This window comes from Parerythrobacter jejuensis, assembly GCF_039536765.1.
GTDB lineage: Bacteria > Pseudomonadota > Alphaproteobacteria > Sphingomonadales > Sphingomonadaceae > Parerythrobacter > Parerythrobacter jejuensis.
Map to the genome: position 1 here is coordinate 594,137 of NZ_BAAAZF010000001.1, position 22,016 is coordinate 616,152.

Sequence of the window (22,016 nt, forward strand, 5' to 3'; positions counted from 1 at the left end):
GTGTGATCAGGCGCCATATCGGGCCTGCGTCACTCAACCAACGGGATGCCGCATCAGCGGGTTCCGCACAACCGAATTGCTCATTGGAGAATTTGATATGTCACGTCTTGATTTCACCCCCTACCGTCGCAGCACCGTCGGCTTTGACCGGCTTTTCGATATGCTGGAAAGCAATGTCCGACAGGGCGGCAGCGACAATTATCCCCCTTTCAATATCGAGAAGCGCGGCGACGATGATTATCGCATCACGCTTGCCATCGCCGGCTTCCGGCCGGGCGACCTCGATATCACTGCGCAGCAGAACCTGCTGACTGTCACCGGCAAGAAGCGCGACGAAGCGACCGATGGCGAAATGCTGCATGTCGGCATCGCCAATCGCGGGTTCGAGCGCCGTTTCGAATTGGCAGACTATGTCCGGGTCGAGAACGCCGACCTGTCCGATGGCCTGCTGATTATCGACCTGGTACGCGAAGTGCCGGACGCCATGAAGCCGAAAAAGATTGCGGTGAACGGGCAACAGGCCACTTTGGAAGTTGTCGATGGCGACAAGGACAAGGAAGCCGACGCAGCCTGATTTCGCTAGCGCCAAGAATTGAAGAGGGCCTGCCCGGCAACGGGTGGGCCCCTTTTTTTAAGATCGGCCTTCGTGCGTGACTGTTTTAAATCAAAGGGGCGGACCCGCTTGAAGATCCGCCCCGCGACGCAAACGCCGCCTCGTCCGACTCTAACCGTCCGGGTCGCAGAAGACGATAAAAGCCGGGACAAGCCCGTGATTTCGAAATGCCCCATCAGGACACCCGCGAAGGAATGTCCGGCAACCCTAGTGCTCCTCTACCGCCAAAAGATAAACAGCTGATCGGCGGTATTGGTAACTAACACCCTACTTTAGGCATAGGTGATTGGCAAAACTTGTCGATTCGCGACAGTTTTCGCAGTGAATCACGTTGGTTAACCTCCCGAAGCGGGATCAGACCAAGCGCGACTGGGCCAGCGCTGCCTTGATGAAGCCCGAAAAGAGCGGGTGCGGATCAAACGGTCGGGATTTCAGCTCGGGGTGAAACTGCACGCCGACGAACCACGGGTGATCCGGTCGCTCCACGATTTCAGGCAGCAACCCGTCGGGTGACATGCCGGAGAATACCAGCCCGCTTTCCTCCAACGCATCACGATAGGCCGCATTCACCTCATAACGATGGCGGTGCCGTTCGGATATTTCAGTCGCTCCGCCATAGATCGCGCTGACATGGCTGTTCCTGGTCAGTTTCGCATCATAGGCGCCCAAGCGCATGGTGCCGCCCAGATCACCGCCAGATTCGCGGGTCTCCAAGCCTTCTTCGGTCATCCATTCGGTGATGATCCCGACGACCGGCTCTGCCGTATCGCCGAACTCGGTCGAGGATGCGGCTTCATGCCCGGCGGTACGAGCCCCTTCGATACAGGCCATCTGCATGCCCAGACAGATCCCGAAGAACGGTACGTTGCGCTCCTTGGCGAAGCGAACGCTGGCAATTTTCCCCTCGCTGCCGCGTTCGCCAAAGCCGCCCGGCACCAGTATGCCATGGAGCGGCTCCAGCTTGGCCGCGATATCCGCATCGTCGCCTTCGAACACCTCCGCATCGATCCAGCGGATATTGACCTTGGTCCGGTTGGCCATCCCGCCGTGAACGAGTGCTTCATTGAGCGATTTGTAGGCGTCTTGCAGGCCGACATATTTGCCCACCACGCCGATTGTCACTTCCCCCTCCGGGTGGAAATAGCGATCGGTCACGTCATGCCAGGCGGCAAGATCCGGCTCGGGTGCGTCGGTGATGCCGAAACCGCGCAAGACCTCTGCGTCGAGACCAACCTCGTGATATTGCAAAGGCACGGAGTAGATCGACGGCGCATCGAGAGCAGGAATGACAGCCTCTTTGCGGACGTTGCAGAAATTGGCGATTTTCTGCCGCTCGCCATCGGGCAAAGGATGCTCTGCCCGGCACAGCAGCACATCCGGTTTGATCCCGAGACTGGCCAATTCACGCACCGAGTGCTGGGTCGGTTTGGTTTTCAGCTCTCCGGCAGCGGCAATGTAAGGCACCAGCGTCACGTGAACGCTGAGCGTCTGCATCGGCTCGAGCTCGTTTCGCAGCTGGCGAATAGCCTCCATAAACGGCAGCGATTCGATATCGCCGACCGTGCCACCGATCTCGCACAGGATGAAATCATGCCCGTCCTGATCCGCAAGGGCGAACTCTTTGATAGCATCGGTGACATGCGGGATGACCTGGACAGTCGCCCCCAGATAGTCTCCGCGCCGCTCCTTGGCGATAATGTCCTGGTAGACCCGGCCCGAGGTGATGTTGTCGCTCTGCCGCGCAGATACGCCCGTAAACCGTTCGTAATGCCCTAGGTCGAGGTCGGTTTCGGCCCCGTCATCCGTCACATAGACCTCGCCATGCTGATACGGGCTCATCGTGCCCGGATCGACATTGAGATAAGGATCGAACTTGCGAATCCGGACCGTGTAGCCACGCGCCTGCAGCAGAGCACCGAGGCTTGCTGCCATGAGACCTTTGCCGAGCGAGGAGACCACGCCGCCGGTGATGAAAATATACCGCGCCATGGGAGTTGGGCCTTAAGCTTATTGTCGGATTCGGCGCAAGCGGATTGGGCAGGCAATCACCCGCAATCCACATATTGCAGCATTGGTAAGGTTATTCGGTCGCGCCGGAGAGCGGATCGTCGGACGGTGTCGACTGGGTTGCAGGCGCCGTTTCGCCTGCAATGCCCGCTGCCGGAGCCAACGGATCGCTTTCCGTATTGCTCACATTCCGGTCGAGCGTCGATTCGATATCGTCACCGCTTGTCGCGTCCACCGCGACCGCAGCGAGCGCAATCGACAGCACCACGAATGTCACGGCCAACCACTTCGTCGACCGGGTCAGGAAATCTGCCGCTCCGCGCGCGCTCATCATCCCGCTGGGCGAGCCGCCAATGCCCAGCCCGCCCCCTTCGGAGCGTTGCATGAGGATGACGCCGACCAATGCGGCTGCGACAATCGCCTGGACGACAGTCAGGAAGAGAAAAAGCGACATGGATGATCCCGGTTCGAACTGTGTTGCGCTGCGCATCTAGGCGCGCTGGGGGCGCGAAACAAGGGCGCGGATATGCGCGCCTTACTGGTCTTCGGCTTCACCGGCGGCCAGAGCGATGTTCATGAAGCTATCCGCCGTCAGGCTGGCACCGCCAACCAGAGCACCGCCGACATCCCCGACAGCGAGGATTTCGCGCGCATTTTCCGGCTTTACCGAACCGCCATAGAGGATGCGCATTTCGGAACCCTCTTCAGCGCCATAGCGATCTACCAGGAAGCCGCGGATGGCAGCATGCATTTCGCCAATGTCATCCAGAGTCGGGGTCTTGCCCGTCCCGATCGCCCATATCGGTTCATACGCCACGGTCAGACGTTCGGAGGCCGATTCCAGTGCTTCCGGCAGGGACTGCCGCAACTGGTCGAGCACATATTTCTCTGCATCACCGGATTCGCGCACTTCCAGAGGTTCGCCGCAGCACAGGATCACATTGATCCCGGCCTCGAGCGCAGCGCCTGTCTTGGCCAATACGAGCGCGTCTGATTCGCCGTGATCCTGTCGGCGCTCGCTATGGCCGAGAATTACGAATTTCGCGCCCGCATCGGCAGCCATGGTGGCCGAGATATCGCCGGTATGGGCGCCATCCTGGTTGGCATGGCAGTCTTGCGCCCCGACGCCGATCTGCTCGGCCTCCCGGTGTACAGCATGCAGCAGGGTGAAAGGAGGTGCGACGGCAACCTCCACCTTCATGTAACGTTGCGCCGCGCGATCGATCGCGCGCGCTTCGGACAGCATCGCACGTGTGCCGTTCATCTTCCAATTGCCGACGATGTAAGGTCGGAGGGTCATGCAATATTCCTGAATCAGTTTGTTGCGCCGCTCACTAGCGCGATGGGGGACGGGTCCGCTAGCCGAGCAAAGCAATCCAGTCAAAACCCTTTGCCACCTGTTGCGGGAGGGTCGCAGGCTCTCTAAAGCGAGCCGGACAGAATGTGCAGCCCCTTGTGCACAGAACTCTACGCATAATTCGGACATCGCCTTTTCATGATCAATTCGTTTCGCAAGTTCTTCCAGTCGAAAATCGGCATCGGCCTGTTTGTCGGCTTCCTGGCCTTGATCGCATTTGCCTTCGCTGGCGCTGACGTTTCCAGCACCGGCACATTCGGCGGTGTTTCGGGCGGTGATCGTGTGGCCGTAGTCGGCGATGAAAAGATCGGCACTGCTGAATTGAGCCGTGCCGCCACCAATGCGCTGGACCAGGTCCGTCAGGGTAACCCGACGCTCTCCATGCCTGCCTTTATCGAACAGGGCGGCCTTGAGCGAGTTCTCGACACGTTGCTGGATCGCGTCGCCATTGCAGAGTTCGGCAAGAAATACGGGCTCAGGGCGGGCGACAATCTGGTGAATAGCGAAATCCGGATGATTCCCGCTTTCCGCGGAGCCGATGGCAATTTCGACGAAGAAATGTATCGCGCTGCCATCGCCCAACAGGGCCTGACCGACGCAGTCGTACGGGATGATCTGGGTGACGGCCTGATTGCGGAGCAGGTCCTGGTGCCTGGCAGCTTCGGCGCTGTCCTCCCGAACAAGCTGGCAGCCCGATATGGTGCCCTGTTCAAGGAACGCCGCCGTGGCTCGATCGGCCTGCTGCCCAGCCTCGCTTATGCGCCAGAGGGTGACCCGACAGATGCGCAGGTACAGGCTTATTACGAGAGCAATCGCGCCGACTACATCCGACCCGAGCGCCGCATCATCCGTTATGCCACCTTCGGCGAATCTTCGGTTGGCACGATTGCCGCGCCGACAGAGGCCGAGATCGCCAGTCGATATGAGCAGAACGCTTCGCAATATGCAGCCAGCGAAGAGCGCACGCTCTCGCAGCTGATCGTTCCGACCCAGCAGGGCGCGCAGGCTATCCGCAACCGTATTCAACAGGGCGCGTCGCTCGAAGCAGTGGCCCAGGAAGCGGGATTCAGCGTAGCAAAGCTCGGCCCGATTTCCCAAAGCGCTTACGGCCAGCAAGCTTCCTCCAATGTTGCCAGAGCCGTGTTCGGCACAGCACGAGGCCAGATCGCCGAAGTGGCCCGTAGCGGCCTTGGATTCCACGTCGTGCGGGTCGACGCGATCAACCGCATTGCCGGTCGCTCGCTCGATCAGGCGCGCGGTGAAATCATCGAGACACTCCAGCTTGAGAAGCGTCGCCGCGCTTTCAACGAACTCGCCGGCAGCATCGAGGATCGCCTCGCCGACGGTGAATCGCTAACCGATGTCGCGGCCGAACTCGACGCAGAACTCACCTCTACCAAACCGCTGACCGCAGCCGGCATCGTTTACGGCACGCAAGACGAGCGCGCCCCCGCTATCCTCGGCCGGGCGCTGGCCACGGCTTTCCAGATGGAAGAAGGCGAACCGCAACTGGCCGAAGCCGTTCCCGGCGAAACCTTCCTGCTGTTCGAAGCGGCTGATATCACCTCCTCGGCTGCTGCACCGCTGGCAGATATCCGCGATGCCGTGGTCGCCGACTGGCGCCGAGCTGAAGGCTCCAAGCTGGCCAAAGAAGCAGCAGACCGCGTTCTGAAACTGTTGGACGGTGGCCAGAGCCTCGCTGCCGCGTTGCGGACCGAGGAAAAGCGGCTGCCGCCCGTCGATACGCTCAACATCACGCGCGAAGAATTGTTGCAACAAGGGCAGCGTGTACCGGCCCCTCTCGCCCTCTTCTTCAGCATGGCGCAAGGCACTGCCAAGCGCCTCGAAGGGCCACAGAATATCGGCTGGTATCTGGTCGACCTCGATGACATCGAAGCTGGCGTGATTGCGGAAGATGATCCGCTCTTCGCTCAGGCCAAGGCCCAGTTCGGTCAGGCCATCGGGCAGGAATATGGCGAGCAATTGCGCACCGCGATCCGCAATGATGTGACAGCCGAAACCAACGACACAGCCGTCGACGCAGTGCGCCGTCAGCTGACCGGCACGAGCCAGTAAGGGGGTCCCCTGTCTGGCGCGGGCCTTCATAATTGCGACGCCGCGCGTGAACAGCTCGAAGCGGGCCAGCCGGCGCTGGTCTGGCGCGAAGTGGTGGCTGACACGGAAACTCCGGTCGGCGCCGCGCTCAAACTGATCGAGCCAGAGCGGGGAGACTTCCTGCTCGAATCCGTGGAAGGTGGTGAAGTTCGCGGGCGCTACAGCCTGTTGGGGCTGGACCCGGATTTGCTGTTTCGCGCACAAGGCGAAGCTGGCGAAGTCAATCGCCTATGGCAGCACCGGAAAGACGCGTTCGAAGCTATCGAGGGCAAGAGCCTGGACGCTTTGCGCCGTCTGATCGACGAGTGCCGGATCGACGTGCCGCAAGGTTTGCCCCCTGCCCTGGCCTGCCTTGTCGGCTATTTCGCCTATGAAACCATTGGCCAGGTCGAGGTCCTGCCCCGCGCCCCACAAAGCGAGTTGAACCTGCCCGACATGGTGTTTTCGCGGCCAACGCTTTTGCTGGTTTTCGATTCTCTCAGCGACAAGCTGTTCGTGATCGCGCCTCTGTGGCCATCCACAAGCAATGCCGCGCAGGCTATCGAGCGCGCTGGCGAGAGGATTGACGAGACTCTGCGCAAGCTAGCCTCCGGCTTGCCTGCGGACGCGCCGGTCGAAGACCTGCCGGATATGGCCCTGTCTCCCATGCTTCCCGAGGGCGATTATGGCGCCATGGTCCGCAAGGCGAAGGAATACATCACCGCCGGGGACATCTTCCAGGTCGTGCTGGCCCAGCGCTTCACCTGCCCCTTCCCGCTCCCTCCGATCGCGCTCTATCGCGCCTTGCGGCGCGTAAACCCGTCGCCCTTCCTCTATTTCCTCGACTTGCCTGGATTCTCGGTGGTCGGATCAAGCCCCGAAATCCTCGTCCGGCTGCGCGATGGTGAAGTCACGATCCGGCCCATCGCCGGCACCCGGCCACGCGGAGGCACGCCCGAGGAGGATCAGGCCGCCGAAGACAGCCTGCTGGCCGATCCCAAAGAACGCGCCGAGCATCTCATGCTGCTCGATCTCGGGCGCAACGATGTTGGCCGTGTGGCCGCGCAGAACACGGTCGAGGTGACCGGCAGTTATACCGTCGAACGCTACAGCCATGTGATGCATATCGTCAGCAATGTTGTCGGGCAGCTCGATCCCTCGAAAGATGCGCTCGATGCCTTGTTTGCGGGATTCCCGGCCGGAACCGTCAGCGGCGCGCCCAAGATCCGGGCCTGCGAAATCATCGCCGAGCTGGAGCCGGAGACACGCGGCCCCTATGCTGGCGGGGTTGGCTATTTTGCCCCGGACGGCAGCTTTGATAGCTGCATCGTTTTGCGGACAGCGGTTGTCAAAGACGGCACCATGCACGTCCAGGCAGGCGCAGGGATCGTTGCCGATAGCGATCCTGCCTATGAACAGCGCGAATGCGAGGCCAAAGCAGGCGCACTCATCGCAGCAGCGCGCGAGGCGGCACGGGTCGCCAGTGAACCAGGATTCGGCCAATGAAACTGCGCTACCTTTGTCTACCGTTGATACTGGCTGCGTGCGGGCAGCAGCCCGAAGGCGATCCCGTCACCCGTATCAATCTGGAAGATGGCACTGCGCAGGTGGCAGAGGCTGATCCGGTGCCTATCGCAACGCCCACAGTGGCCCCGGTTGCAAGTGCGTGCGAAAGTACGAAATTCCAGGATGTGCCGCTAACCCATTGTATTGCCGACCCTGCCAAGCACCGCATTACCACTGCGCTGGGCCCACCATACCGCAGTATGGCACGTCTGGCGGAGGCACGGGGCAGCGATCTTCCGGCCTTTGCCGTCAATGGCGGCATGTATGATGGCGATGGCAAGCCGATCGGGTATTATGTGGAAAAGGGCGACCGCCAGAAGCAGCTCAACCGCAATGACGGGCCGGGCAACTTCCACCTCAAACCCAACGGCGTGTTTTACGGCTCCGGCAGCACATGGCGCGTCCGGACCAGCGATGATTTCTACGCCAGCGTCGCCGACCGCCCGCAATTCGGTACCCAGAGCGGCCCGATGCTGCTGATCGATGGCAAGTTGCATCCGGAGTTTTCCGAAGACGGTCCCTCGCGCCAGATTCGCAACGGAGTTGGCGTTGACCGGCAAGGTCGCGCCCATTTCGTGATCAGCGAAGCTCCGATCAGCTTTGGCAAATTCGCCCGTTTCTTCCGCGATGTCGCCGACACGCCCAACGCGCTGTTTCTGGATGGCAATGTCTCTGCTTTGTGGGATCCCGCCAGCGACCGGATCGACAGTGGGGCCGCCCTCGGCCCGCTGATCGTCGTCGAAAGCAAGGAGTAGACCGATGCAGTACGACCGCACTCTCTATCCCGAAATTGAGCCCTACGAGACCGGTATGCTCGACGTCGGCGAGGGTCACTCGCTCTACTACGAACGCGCGGGAACGCCGGATGCAAAGCCGGCGGTGTTCCTGCATGGTGGCCCGGGCGGCGGAATGAGCCCATCACACCGGCGCCAGTGGGACCCGGCACTTTACGATGTGCTGCTGTTCGACCAGCGCGGCTGCGGCAAATCGCTGCCCTTCGCCGAGATCGAGAACAACGACACGTGGCGCATCGTCGAGGACATCGAGCGCCTGCGCGAAATGTGCGGGCATGAAAAATGGCAGGTTTTCGGCGGCAGTTGGGGGGCCACCCTCGCCCTCGCCTATGCGCAGAAATACCCCGAACGCACCAGTGAACTGGTATTGCGCGGCGTTTTCCTCGCCCGCCAGCAGGAGCGCAAATGGCTCTACAGTTACGGGGCAAGCGAGATCATGGCCGAGCAATGGGACCAGTTCACCGGCCTGATCCCCGAGGGTGAGCGCGATGACTTCGTCAAGGCGTATTACACCCGCCTGACCAGCGATGACGAAGCCACGCGGCTCGCGGCAGCCAAGGAATGGTCTTTGTGGGAAGGAACCGTGGCGACCCTGCTGCCCAATGAAGGCCTGCTTGAAGAATTCGCCGATCCGTCAAAAGCCGTCCCGTTTGCACGGATTTGTGCGAAGTTCTTCCTGGAAGATTTCTTCCTCGAAGAATCGCAATTGGTCCTCAATGCCGGGAAGCTGAAAGGCATCCCCGGCATCATCGTGCAAGGTCGCCACGATATCTGCACGCCGCCCGGTGCCGCATGGGCGCTGAAGAAAGCATGGCCCGAAGCCGACCTCAGGATTGTTCACGACGCGGGCCATAGCGCTGGCGAACCTGGCATCATCGACGGCCTCGTCCGCGCGACTGATGAATTGGCGGGCAAGTCACCATGAGCGCTTCGCCCGACATTTTGGTGATCGACAATTACGACAGCTTCACCTTCAACCTCGTTCATTACCTGATGGAACTGGGCGCTGACGTGCAGGTCGAACGCAACGATGCTCTGACCGCTGCCGAGGCCGTAGCGAGCGGGGCCCAGGGCATCCTGATTTCGCCCGGCCCATGCACACCCAACGAGGCCGGGATCAGCCTCGAACTTGTTGGCGCTTGTGCTGATGCCGGACTGCCGTTGCTCGGCGTATGCCTGGGCCATCAGTCGATAGGCCAGTATTTCGGTGGCAAGGTCGTCCAAGGCGGATTGATGCATGGCAAGACCAGCCCAGTGATCCACGAGGGCAGCGGCATGTTCGAAGGCTTGCCCTCCCCTTATGTCGCCACCCGCTATCATTCGCTTGTGGTCGAGGATATTCCCGATGTGCTCGAGGTCAACGCGACCAGCGAGACACCGGGCATCGACGGCACAATGGTGATGGGTTTCCGGCATCGCACGCTGCCAATCCATGGCGTGCAATTTCATCCCGAAAGCATAGCAACCGAACACGGCCATGCCTTGCTTGCCAATTTCCTGCGCCTGTGCGGCATCGACGCCAAGGTGCCTGACCGAGTGAAAGCCCCCGCATGAAAACTCTTCCCTCCGCGCATGACCATCTGGATGAAGCCGAGGCTGAGGAAGTCTTCGGCTGGATTCTCGACGGCGAAACCAGCGAGGAGGAGATCGCCCGCTTCCTTGTCGAGATGACCGAACGCAGTGAAACTTCCGACGAGATCGCCGGAGCCGCCCGGGCCTTGCGAGCACGCTTGATCCCGATTGATGCGCCCGCAAACGCCATCGATGTCTGCGGCACGGGCGGTGACGGGCACCATACGCTGAACGTCTCGACAGCCGTCAGCCTGGTGGTCGCAGCAGCAGGCGTGCCGGTGGCAAAACATGGCAACCGTGCAGCCAGCAGCAAGTCCGGCGCGGCAGACACGCTGGAGGCGCTCGGGCTGGATATGGAGGCCGCCGGACGCACAGCCGAAAAGACACTGGCAGAGCTGGGCATCTGCTTCCTCTTCGCAAAAAATCACCATCCGGCCATGGGCCGCATCCAGCCTATTCGCCTGCGGATTGGAAAACGCACCATCTTCAACCTGATGGGCCCCCTGTCCAATCCGGCGGGCGTTACGCGCCAACTAATCGGCATTGCGCGCCCGGGCTATGTACCAATTTACGCCGGAGCCAAGGCACGTCTGGGCACCGAGCGCACGATGATTGTTTCGGGTGACGAAGGCTTGGACGAATTGAGCCTGGCGGGCGGCAACGAAGTCGCGATCGTCTCGGGCAACGAATTCGAAATGCAGCGTATCGATGCATCTAAGGTTTCGCTGCCGCATGCGCCGGTGGAGGCCATTCGCGGCGGCGAGGCAGAACACAATGCCAAGGCGCTCCGTGCCCTGCTTGATGGCACGCCCGGCCCCTATCGCGATGCTGTGATTTTCAATGCCGCCGGATCCTTGCTTGTCGCAGGCGCGGTGGAGGACTGGCAGGTCGGTGCCGACATGGCGGCAGAATCGCTCGATTCCGGTGCGGCGGGCAAATTGCTCGCCAACTGGATCGCAATGGCGCAATAGGCCGGCCGATGAACAAGCTTGAGGAAATTTGCGCAACAAAGCGCCGCGAGGTTGCGACCCGCAAGGCAGCCAAATCGATTGCCGACCTGGAGGCTGCTGCGGCGGCGCAAAGCGAGGTTCGCGGCTTCGAATGGGAATTGCGCAAAGCCAGCAAATCCGGGTTTGGCCTGATCGCCGAAATCAAGAAGGCCAGTCCGTCGAAAGGTCTGATCAGGGAAGATTTTCGGCCCGCCGAGCATGCCGCTGCATATCAGGCGGGAGGTGCTACTTGCCTGTCAGTCCTGACAGACGAGCCCTACTTCCATGGGCATGAGGATTATCTGATTGCCGCTCGCGCCGCCTGCGACCTGCCTGTCTTGCGCAAAGACTTTATGGTCGATCCCTGGCAATGTCTGGAAGCGCGCGCGATGGGCGCGGATGCGATCCTGATCATCGTTGCCGCTCTAGACGATACCACAATGCGCGAAATTGATCGCGCGGCGGGTGAGTTGGCAATGGATGTTCTGGTCGAGGTGCATGACGAGGTGGAGCTGGAGCGCGCCCTGACCCGGTTGAGTTCGCAATTGATCGGGGTGAACAATCGCGACCTCAAAACCTTCCAGACTTCGCTCTCAACGACCGAACGCCTCGCTCCGCTGGTCCCCGACGATATTCTGTTGGTCGGCGAAAGCGGGATTGCGACCCATGCCGATTGCGATCGCCTTGCGAAAAGAGGGGTGCGCACCTTCCTGGTAGGCGAGAGCCTGATGCGGCAAGACGATATTGCTTCGGCAACGCGATCGCTGCTTGAGGGCTGAGCCGATCGGTCTGCGGGGGCTGTCCTACCCATCCGGTTTATGGCATCGCGCCGCTGATGGTTTACGCAGGCACGACTTCGGACACCGAATTCGCAAGGCGGCTCTGCGGGGCGGGGTTCTTGCCCCAGGACAGTGTTCCATGTGTTCCATCGCGTAGGATTTGCGCAAGCGAAGGGGCCGATTGAATGAGCAAGCTGACCCATCTCGATGACAAAGGCGATGCCCGCATGGTCGATGTCGGCGCCAAGGCCGAATCGCGACGCGAAGCGGTTGCGAGCGGGCATATCGCCATGTCGGATACGGTCTTGGCGGCTATCCGTGATGGGGCCGTGCCAAAGGGTGATGTGCTGGCCGCCGCGCGGATCGCCGGGATCATGGCAGCAAAGAAAACGGGCGAGCTGATCCCGCTATGCCACCCGCTTGCGCTCGATAGTGTGCAGGTCGAATGCGTTCCTGATGACAGCGGGATCGCCGTTACCGCCACAGCCTCGCTGACCGGTAAGACCGGGGTCGAAATGGAGGCCCTGACCGCTGTTTCGGTCGCGCTCCTGACCATCTATGACATGGCAAAGGCGCTCGACAAAGGCATGGTGATTGGCGGCGTGAAACTGACCAAGAAAACTGGCGGCAAGTCGGGCACTTGGACCGCTCCATGAGCCAACCGGCGCTATCGTTGGAAGATGCGCTGGCACGCATGCTCGCCAAGCTCGAGCCTGTTGCGGCTCTGGATGTGCCGGTTGACGAAGCGCTGGGGCACTATCTCGCCCAGCCTCTAACCGCGGCCCGCACCCAACCACCGGCGGATTTGTCCGCGATGGATGGCTATGCGATCTGTGGTGTTGGTCCTTGGGAATTGATCGGGGAAAGCCGCTGCGGGCAAGCATTTGATGGCGCGCTGGTAACGGGCCAAACCGTTCGCATCTCGACCGGGGCCATCCTCCCTGCCGGTGCCGACCGGATCCTGATCCAGGAGAACGCCACGGTCGATGGCAAACAGGTTGCGGCCGAAGAGATACCGCCGGAAGGGCGACACATCCGGAGCAAGGCCTTCGAATTTTCCGACGGTGACAGCCTGCTAGAAGGAGGTGTTCGGATCGGTGCGGCCCAATTGGCGTTGGCACGGTCTGCCGGGCGCGGCTCGCTATCAGTCACCGGCAGGCCGAAGGTCACAATCCTTGATACCGGGGACGAACTCGTTGCCGACCCGACCCAATGCGCGACCCACCAGATACCCGCCAGCAATGCAGCCATGCTCTCTGCGCTGGCCGGTCAGGAGCCCACAACCATCGTACGCAATGCGCCATTGCCCGATCATCTCGATACCATTGTCGAGGCATTGCAGGCGAACCGCGATGCGGACCTGATCGTGATCACCGGCGGCGCATCTGTAGGCGATCACGATTTGGCCAAACCTGCCCTGGAGAAAGCCGGGGCCGAACTGGATTTCTGGAAAGTCGCGATGAAGCCGGGGAAGCCGCTGATGGTGGCAACGCGCGGCCAGCAATTGATCCTGGGCTTGCCAGGCAATCCGGTCTCCAGCTTCGTGACCGGTTATCTCTTCATGCTGCCCGCCATTCGCCGCCTCGCGGGCGCTTCCGCATGCCTTTCCCGCACGATCGACTTGCCGCTCGCCAAAGATTGTCCGGCTGGCGGCGTACGACGGGAGTTCCTACGCGCGGCATGGACTCAGGACGGGCTTGTTCCACTGGTCGAACAAGACAGCAGCGCTTTGCTCGCCCTCTCACGGGCAGAAGCGCTGATTGACCGCGCAGCCCATGCCGACGGGACGAAAGCGGGAACATATGTTCCGGCCTATTGGCTCGGAAATGGCGCGATTGCTTGACTTAGCGAAATTGGTTGCCTAATTGTTCTTCATTCGTTCGCATCGACGCGCACGAGACCGGAACAGGCCATCAGGGAGCCATCGTCCATGCTGACCGCAAAGCAGCACGAATTGATCCAGTTTATCCAGCGCAGGCTGGAAGAGACAGGAATTTCCCCTTCTTTCGAGGAAATGAAGGAAGCGCTCGACCTTAAGAGCAAGTCGGGCGTCCATCGCCTGATTTCCGCATTGGAAGAACGCGGTTTCATCCGCCGCCTGCCCAATCGCGCTCGCGCTCTCGAAGTGTTGAAGCAGCCAGAAGACGTTGTCGGCGCCACGCCTGCGGCCAAGCCGGCCAATGATCTCGTTTCGGCACGAACTGCACCGCCCAAGGCGCAACCGGAACCGGCCAATGATGTGATCGATATTCCGTTGCACGGCCGGATCGCCGCCGGTGCCCCGATTGAGGCGCTGGAAGATCATCAGTCTTTGCCTGTTCCGGCGGCCCTATTGGGCCCGGGCGAACATTACGCGCTTGAAGTGTCTGGCGACTCGATGGTCGATGCTGGCATTTTCGATGGTGACTTCGCGTTGATCCGTCGCACAGACAGCGCGCGTGATGGCGAGATTGTCGTGGCACTGGTCAACAACGAGGAAGCGACACTCAAATATCTCCATCGCGACAGCGGGATGGTGCGTCTCGATCCGGCCAATGCGGCCTATGATGCTCAGGTCTACCAACCTGCGCAGGTTCAGGTCCAAGGCAAATTGGCGGGCCTGCTCCGTCGTTATCACTGATCACCATGCGGGAAGCGGAGTTGGCGAAGGTCAGCGCCGCTCCCTGCGATCATTGCCGCGCCACCACCCATGTTCACCTTCCCCTTGGGCGACTGATGTGAAGCTCTCGTCCTCCAGGAAGAGCGCCAATCCACCCGACTTATCGAGAAAGCGCCGATCTGCTTTGAGCCATTGCGGCTGGCACGATCGCGGCAAATACCGGTCGGCCACCACGATATCCGCACGATCGCACGCTGCCGCCAAGGCGCGCTCTTCGACAATGTCGCGGCTGCGAGCGATCAGCAAATGCCAGTCTCGGCCAGAACGTTGCAAAGTGATGACACAGAAATCCCGACTGCACTTGGCACCCGGCCAATCTGCGAGCGTGACGGTTTCACCCGTCATGCCCGAGAGCTCGAGCAAATTCTCGCGCGCATAGTCCGACCGGCTTTCGCGTAGCATGATCAACCGCTCACCCTCGCCCGCAATACCGACATGCCGGCCATCTCCTGAAATCAGCACATCCGGCGCTGGTGTCAGCAACAGCATGACCGTTGCTACGGCCGATGGCACCAACCCGAGCAATCGCCATCGCCCGCGCCACAGGGCCAGCCACAAGCCTCCGATCACGAACAGAGCCAGAGTGCCCAGGCCCATCTGTGGCATCAATTTGACCGCGCCAGGCTGGCTGGCAGTGAAATGCGCAATGCCGAGGAGCAAATCGAGCGATTGCCCCACCAACCACCAGACCGGCCCGCCCAATCCAACCAGATCAAGGGCCAAGGCCACAGCGATCAGCGGCATGGATATGAAGGTCACCAGCGGGATTGCGATGACATTGGCGAACGCGCCGTAAACACCCGCGCGGTGAAAATGGAACAGGACAATCGGCATCAGCGCGATCTCGATCACGAAGCCAGTGACGAGCAGCATGATTGTGCGCCGCCCGACATGGGCAAACCAGCTTTCCTCACGGGGCGCAAGGAAACGCTTGACCGGCTCTGCGTTGTGCAAAGCGACAATCGCGATCACGGCCGAAAAACTCATCTGAAAACTCGGCCCGATCAGCGATTCCGGCCAAAGGAACATCACAAATGCCGCCGCAACCGATACCATCCGAAGCGACAAGGCGTCCCTCCCCAACGCAATCGCGATGAGCACGAGGACGGCCGCTGCGCAGCTCCGCACCGTCGGCACCTCGGCACCGGTCAGGAGTGTATAGCCGATGCCCGCCAGTGCACCGACTGCCGCTGCCGCAACCGGCAATCGGATCCGCAAGGCCAGCCACGGCCACAGCGCGAGCAGTTTCAGGGCCACAAAGAAGGCTGCGGCGATGATCGCGCTAACATGCAAGCCGCTGATGGAAAGAAGGTGGGTCAGGCCCGCATCCCGCATCGCCTCCTCATCCGCCTCGGTGATGGCGCCGCGATCCCCGCTGGCGAAGGCCGCCGCGATTGTGCCGGCCGATCCGCCGAGATTCTGCCGCACATGGCCGGACAGCAGTCGCTGAATCGCGGCCAGCCCTGTGGCTTCGGGAGCCGGTTCTATAATGTCAATCGGGCCAAGAACTGACCCAGTCGCGGCATACCCGTCAAACCATGCGCGCCGGGCAAAATTGTAAGCACCCGGCACCATCGGCGGAGCGGGTGGCATCAGCCGCGCCCGGAAGCGGATCACCGCCCCCTCGCCCAATGCATCATATGCTTGCTCACCGGGAACGTTGACCCTGATCTTTCGTGCCGTGCCTTGCTCTGCGTCACGTACGGCCAGGATCAACCTGATGCGTTGCTGGGCCGGTTGCTCCTCGCGCTCCAGTATTTTGCCTGCGAACACTTTCACTTGCGGTGCAGGATACGCCTCTGCCCCGATCATGGTTGATCGCGCCCAGATCAAGACCAGTCCGAAAGCCAACGCAGCTGCAACTGCGACAATCGCCGATCCGAGATGGAACCGGGCCACCCGGGTGCCAATCACCCATCCCGCGAAGCCAGCACCCATCGCAATCATCAGTGCGATGACCCATTCCCATGGCGTGTCGAGGACAAACCAGAGCGCTATTCCTGCTGCGAGTGAAACGGCGATCCAGGGGGCACGATCAAAGCCGGCATCGGCCAGCGCGCGATCAAGCAGAGCTGCCACGCTGGACAAGCGCCAGCGTGAATGCCAAGGGCGTTGCTGCAATGCAGCATGATCGGGCGCATGCTCGCCAGCCAGGGGCACGCCTGGCGGCATATCGGGCGCGCTGTTGGTCGCCATGGAACTGATTGGAAAGGAAGCCACACAAGATGGCAAGTAATAGTGGCGCAAAATCGGGGACTGTTGTTACGCGTTTTGCCCCTTCACCGACTGGATTTCTTCATTTGGGCGGGGCACGTACCGCTTTGTTCAATTGGCTATTTGCCCGTCATCATGGCGGCACTGCGCTGCTTCGGATCGAAGACACGGACAAGAAGCGCTCCACACAAGACGCTATCGACAAGATCCTCGAAGGTCTCGAATGGCTCGGCCTCGATTACGATGAAGATCCGGTGTTCCAGTCCGAACGCGGGTCGCGCCATGTCGAAGTCGCCGAGAAGCTCCTCGAAGCAGGCTACGCCTACAAATGCTACGCCACGACTGAGGAACTGGAAGAAATGCGCGCCGCACAACGCGCGGCCAAGCAGCCACAGCGTTATGATGGCCGGTGGCGTCACCGTGATGCGTCCGAAGCGCCTCTGGGGTCGCCTTTCGTTGTCCGGCTAAAGACACCTGAAGAGGGCGAGACGACGATCGAGGACGCGGTCCAGGGCAGTGTCACCGTCCGCAATGAAGAGTTGGACGACTACGTCCTTTTGCGGGCCGATGGCTCGCCCACCTATATGCTCGCTGTAGTGGTCGATGACCACGATATGGGAGTCACGCATATTATCCGCGGCGACGACCACCTCAACAATGCGTTTCGCCAGCTGCCGATCATCCACGCCATGGACGCCATCGAGGGCGGCTGGCCGCAGCCGGTTTACGCCCATGTGCCGCTGATCCACGGTGCCGATGGAGCCAAACTGTCCAAACGCCATGGCGCAGTGGGTGTCGAGGCCTATCGCGACGAAATGGGCGTGCTCCCCGAAGCCTTGTTCAACTACCTCCTCCGGCTTGGTTGGGGTCATGGGGACAAGGAAGAGTTCACCAAGGTCGAAGCCATCGAGCTGTTTTCGCTGGAGGGTGTGGGCAAAAGCGCCTCGCGCTTCGACACCAAGAAACTGCTGAACCTCAACGGGCACCATATCCGCGAGGCTGACAATGCCCATTTGGCAGGTTTGGTGGCGGCAAAAATTGGCCCGCAGGCAGACGCCGGGCTGCTGACCAAGGCAATGGATGTGCTCAAGGTCCGCGCGAAGGATATCAACGAGTTGGCCGAGGGAGCGCAATTCCTGTTCAGCAAACGGCCGCTGGAGATGACCGAAAAGGCCGCGAAGCTGCTCGACAGCGATGGTCGCGCAAGATTGGCCAAGATTTCCGAGGCTCTCCATGCGGAAAATGACTGGACAATCGAGGCCCTCGAAGCCACTACGAAGGCGCTCGCCGAACAGCTCGAACTGGGCCTCGGCAAACTCGCGCAACCCATGCGTGCAGCTTTAACGGGTACGACAACGTCGCCCGGTATTTTCGATGTGCTCGTCCTGCTCGGCAGGGAGGAGTCCCTCGCGCGGATTGACGCGCAGGCGGCCCCGGCCAGCTAAGGCACGAGCAATAAGCAGGTGGTAGGAGAACAAGAATGGCAGACACGGCAAAACTAGAGCTGGCAGGCCAGTCCCACGAATTCCCGGTGCTGCAAGGCACCACCGGCCCGGACGTGGTCGATATTCGCAAGCTGTATGGCGCCACGGGCGCTTTCACCTTCGATCCCGGTTACAAGTCGACCGCCTCTTGCGAGAGCGCGCTGACTTATATCGACGGCAATGAAGGCATCCTGCTGCACCGCGGCTATCCCATTGGACAGCTGGCAGAGCATTCCAGCTTCATGGAAGTCAGCTACCTGCTGCTGAATGGTGAGCTCCCCACAGAAGATGAGCTGTCGACCTTCGACAATACCATCACCCGCCATACGATGCTGCATGACCAGCTACGCCAGTTCTATCAGGGCTTCCGCCGCGATGCCCACCCGATGGCTATCATGTGCGGAGTGGTTGGCGCACTGTCTGCATTCTACCACGACAGCACCGACATTTCGGATCCGGAACACCGCAAGATCAGCAGCCACCGCCTGATTGCGAAGATGCCGACGATTGCCGCTGCAGCGTACAAGTACTCCGTCGGACAACCGATGATGCAGCCGGACAATTCGCTCAGCTACACCGGCAATTTCCTGCGCATGACCTTCGGTGTGCCGGCTGAAGAATATGAAATCCACCCGGCAATTGAACGCGCCATGGACCGGATCTTCATCCTCCATGCCGATCACGAACAGAACGCGTCGACTTCCACCGTCCGCTTGGCCGGTTCGTCGGGTGCCAACCCGTTTGCCTGTATCGCTGCGGGCATCGCCTGCCTGTGGGGCCCTGCGCATGGCGGTGCCAACGAAGCAGCGCTCAACATGCTCCAGGAAATCGGCACGCCGGACAAGATCCCGCACTATATCGAGCGTGCCAAAGACAAGAACGATCCGTTCCGCCTGATGGGCTTCGGCCACCGGGTGTACAAAAACTACGATCCACGTGCGACGGTCATGCAGAAGACACTTCGCGAAGTGTTCGAAGCTCTGAACGTCAACGACCCAGTCTTCGAAACCGCATTGCGCCTGGAAGAACTCGCCTTGAACGATGACTATTTCAAGGAAAAGAAGCTGTTCCCGAATGTCGATTTCTATTCCGGAATCATCCTGAATTCGATCGGATTCCCGACCACCATGTTCACCGCATTGTTCGCCCTCGCCCGCACCGTCGGCTGGGTCGCACAATGGAACGAAATGATCTCCGATCCAGGCCAGGTCATCGGCCGTCCGCGCCAGCTCTACACTGGCCCGACCGAGCGCGATTACGTTCCTATCGGAAACCGCTGACCAGAGGCCCCGATGAAGCTTCCGGGGTATCTCTTGCAGATTGCAGGGCTCACCATGCTCCTGACCGGGGCATGGTGGATCTTGCAGGGGTTGGGATGGATTGGTGATCCCGAGAGTAGCTATATCGCCGGCCAGCGTGACTGGGCCTATATCGGTGCCACAGTGCTCGCTATCGGTGGGTTTCTCGTAACTCTGGCTCGGAAATTCCAGCGAAAAGACTAGTTGGCCTCTGCTGCTGACGGGATCATCAGGGTAAAGGTTGCCCCTTCCCCTTCAACGCTGTCGACCGTCAGTTCGCCGCCCATCGCCCGCGCAAGTCGGCGCGAGATATAGAGGCCCAGGCCCGAGCCACCATCGCCGCTTCGGCCAAGTCGCTCGAACTTTTCGAAAATGACTGCCTGTTGCTCGGCAGACATGCCTTCGCCCTCGTCTATCACGCGTGCACCGGCCATCTTGTCATTATGCGCCAATTCGATCCGTATCCGTGACCCTTCGGGCGCATAGCGGATCGCATTGCCGATCAGATTGAGCAAGACCTGCAACACGCGCCGGAATTCGCCTGTAGCAGGACAAATCTGGTCTTTGGGTGGCGCCACGATTTCGATGCTCTTTTCCTGGGCCGATACGCCCAGAATACCAGCGGCCTGACGGGCCACGTCACCCAGGTCGATCCTGTCAGGCGCTGTGGTGAAACCCTCTGCCTCGATCACTTCGAGATCGGAAAGATCATCGATCAGCGAGAGCAAGTGCTGCCCAGCCGAGGCAATGTCGGCAGCATAGTCGCTATATTCGTCAGTCAGCGGCCCGGCCAATTTGGTCCGGATTGTCTCGGCATTGGCGATGATGCGCGAAATGGGTTGCCGCAGCACAGGGGACAAATCGCGGCCAAGCTGTGCCTGCACAGTATCGTTCTCGGCGCGTCGGCGTGATGTGCGGGTAACCCACGCCCGGTCTGCCACAAGGTAAAGTTCGAAGCCGTCACTGCCCGGTTCGGGAGCACCCACCGGGATCAAGCGTGCGGTCCATTGGCGCGGGCTGCCGTCGATTTCGCAGCGCGACTGGTCGAGCAATCTCCAATGGAGAGGCTGGGCGTGATGGTTGCCCGCAACCGTCACGAAATCCGTCCACGGCTTACCGGGATTGGCCAGCATCTCATTGACCAGGTCCTGCAGGTCTTCCGCGTCGGAATCCACGGTCAGGATGCCCTGCTCGGGATCCAGCCTGGCGTGAAGTTCCGCCAGTGCATTGTCGATAGCATCGCGGCGCGCAGCAGCATCATCTTCGGTTTCGCGGGTCGGCTTGCTGGTCTGCCAGGTGGCAACAGAGATCGCGCAGCCGGATTCGCTCGCCCCTTCATATGGCGTTACCTCGACCCAGGCCGTGATGCGTTCTTCGCCGTCGAATGCCCGGATGGTCCGCGCGAGGCGCAAATCCATTTCGCGAGCCTTCTTCACCAGTTTGCGCAGTTCGTGAATGGCAATCGCGCCGGGGATCTCGCCCCCGCATCGATGTTGCAAACCAGCAATCAGGTCATCCGCCTCAACAAGATGATCCGATCCGTCAGTCCTTGCGCGCGCAAGGGTCGTGTCCGGTGCAACCGTCATGGATCAGCCGATCTGCCAGCCAGTGGCTGAGGACAGAAGCTGGGAAGCGCGATCGACGCGCAATTCGGAAAAACCATGCGGCAGTGAAATCTCGGGGTGAAGATACAGGAACTGTTCCTCAACCTCCTTGGGATTGAGGCCGGCAGCCCGCAGCGCCAGCGCAAGGCGTGCCAGTTGCCTGTCATTAGTGGAAAGCGCGACGATGTCACGATCCTGGCCCGATGCAGCCGCCAGCCCGGACAGGAATAGACCAACACCCGAATGGGAAACCGACAGCGAAGCACGCGCTCCGGCGCCCATACCGCTCACCAAACGGGAAAACAGGCCAAGCCGTCCACGACTTTCATCAAACGTCTTGCGCAGCCGCGTTTCGATTTCCGCCGCCTTGGTGGCGTCGATCTCGCCAGCATGCTCGCGCCAAGCCAGCATTGCTGAGTGGAACAGATCCGCGGGCAATTCCGCCATGGGCATTTGCATACGCTTTTGCTGCTGAGCGAAGCGGGCCTGCGCGGCGAGCGCAGCCATGGCAGAGCTCGCCACGGCCGGATCCTCCGATGCAATCAATGACTGAAGCAAGGGAGACAGGACCGGATCGATGGAATTGCGCCTTTGCAGTCTCAGCGCCAGCTGGCTCTCGATCGCCATCGCATGGCAATGGGTCAGCAAGGCTGTATTGCTAGCTAGCAATGTCGCGAGGCTATCCTGGTTTTCGAGCGCGAAATCATGCGGCTCTTCCACCCCGATAACTTCCCCCTCGGCCTCGAGAAGTTGTGAAGCCAGATTGGCCAGCATGCCGCGTACGCGTGCGATGATTTCGTCGCTAAACAGCGAATGATCGTGATTGGCGAGCAGATGCCCCAAGATCGGGCCGATCGTTCCAAGAACGACATCCCCATGCGCAAGCTCGTCGCGCATCACGGCCTCAACGGGGGCCTCTCCGGATTGTGATTGCTTAGATTGCGTCATCATGGCCTCGATCATCGGCATGCCATAGCGCAGCATGG

20 protein-coding genes are annotated in these 22,016 nt (G+C 60.8%); 14 read left to right on the forward strand and 6 right to left on the reverse strand.

Annotated features, from left to right (window positions below):
* Positions 1–97 precede the first annotated feature (97 nt).
* Entirely contained in the window at positions 98–574 is a 477-nt protein-coding gene (locus ABD653_RS02865; protein WP_160779765.1) for an Hsp20 family protein, read from the forward strand.
* Positions 575–967: 393 nt separating this feature from the next.
* Here the strand turns inward: ABD653_RS02865 and pyrG are convergent, their stop codons facing one another.
* From pyrG to tpiA, 3 genes are all read right to left on the reverse strand, one after another.
* A complete protein-coding gene (gene pyrG / locus ABD653_RS02870) occupies positions 968–2,602 on the reverse strand; it encodes a CTP synthase (protein ID WP_160779766.1) in 1,635 nt (544 codons plus the stop codon).
* A gap of 91 nt (positions 2,603–2,693) precedes the next feature.
* Positions 2,694–3,074 carry a preprotein translocase subunit SecG gene (gene secG / locus ABD653_RS02875; protein ID WP_160779767.1) on the reverse strand — a complete coding sequence of 127 codons (381 nt, stop codon included), beginning with the start codon at positions 3,072–3,074 and terminating at the stop codon, positions 2,694–2,696.
* 81 nt (positions 3,075–3,155) lie between these two features.
* Positions 3,156–3,920 (reverse strand): triose-phosphate isomerase, encoded by a 765-nt coding sequence (tpiA, locus tag ABD653_RS02880; RefSeq protein WP_160779768.1) that lies wholly within the window; start codon positions 3,918–3,920, stop codon positions 3,156–3,158.
* 195 nt (positions 3,921–4,115) lie between these two features.
* On the opposite strand from tpiA, the gene ABD653_RS02885 reads away from it, so the two are divergent.
* The 10 genes from ABD653_RS02885 to lexA all read left to right on the forward strand — a co-directional run bounded on the left by ABD653_RS02885 (position 4,116) and on the right by lexA (position 14,391).
* Complete coding sequence (locus ABD653_RS02885; RefSeq protein ID WP_160779769.1) at positions 4,116–6,053, forward strand: peptidylprolyl isomerase; 1,938 nt, start codon at positions 4,116–4,118, stop codon at positions 6,051–6,053.
* A gap of 9 nt (positions 6,054–6,062) precedes the next feature.
* Positions 6,063–7,577, forward strand: coding sequence for an anthranilate synthase component I (gene trpE, locus ABD653_RS02890; RefSeq protein WP_160780467.1), 1,515 nt, complete (start codon positions 6,063–6,065; stop codon positions 7,575–7,577).
* Positions 7,574–8,392 (forward strand): phosphodiester glycosidase family protein, encoded by an 819-nt coding sequence (locus ABD653_RS02895; protein ID WP_160779770.1) that lies wholly within the window; start codon positions 7,574–7,576, stop codon positions 8,390–8,392. The genes trpE and ABD653_RS02895 overlap by 4 nt, the downstream gene beginning before the upstream one ends.
* 4 nt (positions 8,393–8,396) lie before the next feature.
* Positions 8,397–9,356: a prolyl aminopeptidase gene (gene pip / locus ABD653_RS02900; protein ID WP_160779771.1), complete on the forward strand. Its 960-nt coding sequence runs from the start codon at positions 8,397–8,399 to the stop codon at positions 9,354–9,356.
* On the forward strand, positions 9,353–9,985 hold the full coding sequence (locus tag ABD653_RS02905) for an anthranilate synthase component II (RefSeq protein ID WP_160779772.1): 633 nt from the start codon (positions 9,353–9,355) through the stop codon (positions 9,983–9,985). Before pip ends, ABD653_RS02905 begins: the two co-directional genes overlap by 4 nt.
* Positions 9,982–10,974 carry an anthranilate phosphoribosyltransferase gene (gene trpD, locus ABD653_RS02910; RefSeq protein WP_160779773.1) on the forward strand — a complete coding sequence of 331 codons (993 nt, stop codon included), beginning with the start codon at positions 9,982–9,984 and terminating at the stop codon, positions 10,972–10,974. Before ABD653_RS02905 ends, trpD begins: the two co-directional genes overlap by 4 nt.
* Positions 10,975–10,982: 8 nt before the next feature.
* Complete coding sequence (gene trpC / locus ABD653_RS02915; protein ID WP_160779774.1) at positions 10,983–11,771, forward strand: indole-3-glycerol phosphate synthase TrpC; 789 nt, start codon at positions 10,983–10,985, stop codon at positions 11,769–11,771.
* A 185-nt stretch (positions 11,772–11,956) separates the two neighbouring features.
* A complete protein-coding gene (moaC, locus tag ABD653_RS02920; protein ID WP_160779775.1) occupies positions 11,957–12,427 on the forward strand; it encodes a cyclic pyranopterin monophosphate synthase MoaC in 471 nt (156 codons plus the stop codon).
* On the forward strand, positions 12,424–13,614 hold the full coding sequence (locus ABD653_RS02925; protein WP_160779776.1) for a molybdopterin molybdotransferase MoeA: 1,191 nt from the start codon (positions 12,424–12,426) through the stop codon (positions 13,612–13,614). The genes moaC and ABD653_RS02925 overlap by 4 nt, the downstream gene beginning before the upstream one ends.
* A gap of 87 nt (positions 13,615–13,701) precedes the next feature.
* Positions 13,702–14,391, forward strand: a complete 690-nt coding sequence (lexA, locus tag ABD653_RS02930; protein WP_160779777.1) for a transcriptional repressor LexA — start codon at positions 13,702–13,704, stop codon at positions 14,389–14,391.
* 30 nt (positions 14,392–14,421) lie between these two features.
* On the opposite strand, the gene ABD653_RS02935 is transcribed toward lexA, so the two are convergent.
* On the reverse strand, positions 14,422–16,626 hold the full coding sequence (locus tag ABD653_RS02935) for a ComEC/Rec2 family competence protein (protein WP_234032195.1): 2,205 nt from the start codon (positions 16,624–16,626) through the stop codon (positions 14,422–14,424).
* A gap of 29 nt (positions 16,627–16,655) precedes the next feature.
* Here ABD653_RS02935 and gltX point away from each other — a divergent pair, with 29 nt between their 5' ends.
* The 3 genes from gltX to ABD653_RS02950 are packed head-to-tail and all read left to right on the forward strand — an operon-like array spanning position 16,656 to position 19,630.
* The gene (gltX, locus tag ABD653_RS02940) at positions 16,656–18,089 is read left to right on the forward strand and encodes a glutamate--tRNA ligase (RefSeq protein WP_160779778.1); all 1,434 of its coding nucleotides are present in this window, start codon (positions 16,656–16,658) and stop codon (positions 18,087–18,089) included.
* A gap of 35 nt (positions 18,090–18,124) precedes the next feature.
* Complete coding sequence (locus tag ABD653_RS02945; protein ID WP_160779779.1) at positions 18,125–19,408, forward strand: citrate synthase; 1,284 nt, start codon at positions 18,125–18,127, stop codon at positions 19,406–19,408.
* Between the two features lie 12 nt (positions 19,409–19,420).
* On the forward strand, positions 19,421–19,630 hold the full coding sequence (locus tag ABD653_RS02950; protein WP_160779780.1) for a hypothetical protein: 210 nt from the start codon (positions 19,421–19,423) through the stop codon (positions 19,628–19,630).
* Here ABD653_RS02950 and ABD653_RS02955 read toward each other — a convergent pair.
* Positions 19,627–21,012: a sensor histidine kinase gene (locus ABD653_RS02955; RefSeq protein ID WP_160779781.1), complete on the reverse strand. Its 1,386-nt coding sequence runs from the start codon at positions 21,010–21,012 to the stop codon at positions 19,627–19,629. The two genes, ABD653_RS02950 and ABD653_RS02955, sit on opposite strands and share 4 nt — an antisense overlap.
* A 3-nt stretch (positions 21,013–21,015) precedes the next feature.
* Positions 21,016–22,014: a hypothetical protein gene (locus ABD653_RS02960; protein WP_344705264.1), complete on the reverse strand. Its 999-nt coding sequence runs from the start codon at positions 22,012–22,014 to the stop codon at positions 21,016–21,018.
* Positions 22,015–22,016 lie beyond the last annotated feature (2 nt).

What these genes read in the sequence shown, in the direction of transcription:
- ABD653_RS02865 (WP_160779765.1), top strand. Translation starts at nt 98, where the DNA reads ATGTCACGTCTTGATTTCACCCCCTACCGTCGCAGCACCGTCGGCTTT.
- pyrG (WP_160779766.1), bottom strand. Translation starts at nt 2,602, where the DNA reads ATGGCGCGGTATATTTTCATCACCGGCGGCGTGGTCTCCTCGCTCGGC.
- secG (WP_160779767.1), bottom strand. Translation starts at nt 3,074, where the DNA reads ATGTCGCTTTTTCTCTTCCTGACTGTCGTCCAGGCGATTGTCGCAGCC.
- tpiA (WP_160779768.1), bottom strand. Translation starts at nt 3,920, where the DNA reads ATGACCCTCCGACCTTACATCGTCGGCAATTGGAAGATGAACGGCACA.
- ABD653_RS02885 (WP_160779769.1), top strand. Translation starts at nt 4,116, where the DNA reads ATGATCAATTCGTTTCGCAAGTTCTTCCAGTCGAAAATCGGCATCGGC.
- ABD653_RS02895 (WP_160779770.1), top strand. Translation starts at nt 7,574, where the DNA reads ATGAAACTGCGCTACCTTTGTCTACCGTTGATACTGGCTGCGTGCGGG.
- pip (WP_160779771.1), top strand. Translation starts at nt 8,397, where the DNA reads ATGCAGTACGACCGCACTCTCTATCCCGAAATTGAGCCCTACGAGACC.
- ABD653_RS02905 (WP_160779772.1), top strand. Translation starts at nt 9,353, where the DNA reads ATGAGCGCTTCGCCCGACATTTTGGTGATCGACAATTACGACAGCTTC.
- trpD (WP_160779773.1), top strand. Translation starts at nt 9,982, where the DNA reads ATGAAAACTCTTCCCTCCGCGCATGACCATCTGGATGAAGCCGAGGCT.
- trpC (WP_160779774.1), top strand. Translation starts at nt 10,983, where the DNA reads ATGAACAAGCTTGAGGAAATTTGCGCAACAAAGCGCCGCGAGGTTGCG.
- moaC (WP_160779775.1), top strand. Translation starts at nt 11,957, where the DNA reads ATGAGCAAGCTGACCCATCTCGATGACAAAGGCGATGCCCGCATGGTC.
- ABD653_RS02925 (WP_160779776.1), top strand. Translation starts at nt 12,424, where the DNA reads ATGAGCCAACCGGCGCTATCGTTGGAAGATGCGCTGGCACGCATGCTC.
- lexA (WP_160779777.1), top strand. Translation starts at nt 13,702, where the DNA reads ATGCTGACCGCAAAGCAGCACGAATTGATCCAGTTTATCCAGCGCAGG.
- ABD653_RS02935 (WP_234032195.1), bottom strand. Translation starts at nt 16,626, where the DNA reads ATGGCGACCAACAGCGCGCCCGATATGCCGCCAGGCGTGCCCCTGGCT.
- gltX (WP_160779778.1), top strand. Translation starts at nt 16,656, where the DNA reads ATGGCAAGTAATAGTGGCGCAAAATCGGGGACTGTTGTTACGCGTTTT.
- ABD653_RS02945 (WP_160779779.1), top strand. Translation starts at nt 18,125, where the DNA reads ATGGCAGACACGGCAAAACTAGAGCTGGCAGGCCAGTCCCACGAATTC.
- ABD653_RS02950 (WP_160779780.1), top strand. Translation starts at nt 19,421, where the DNA reads ATGAAGCTTCCGGGGTATCTCTTGCAGATTGCAGGGCTCACCATGCTC.
- ABD653_RS02955 (WP_160779781.1), bottom strand. Translation starts at nt 21,012, where the DNA reads ATGACGGTTGCACCGGACACGACCCTTGCGCGCGCAAGGACTGACGGA.
- ABD653_RS02960 (WP_344705264.1), bottom strand. Translation starts at nt 22,014, where the DNA reads ATGCTGCGCTATGGCATGCCGATGATCGAGGCCATGATGACGCAATCT.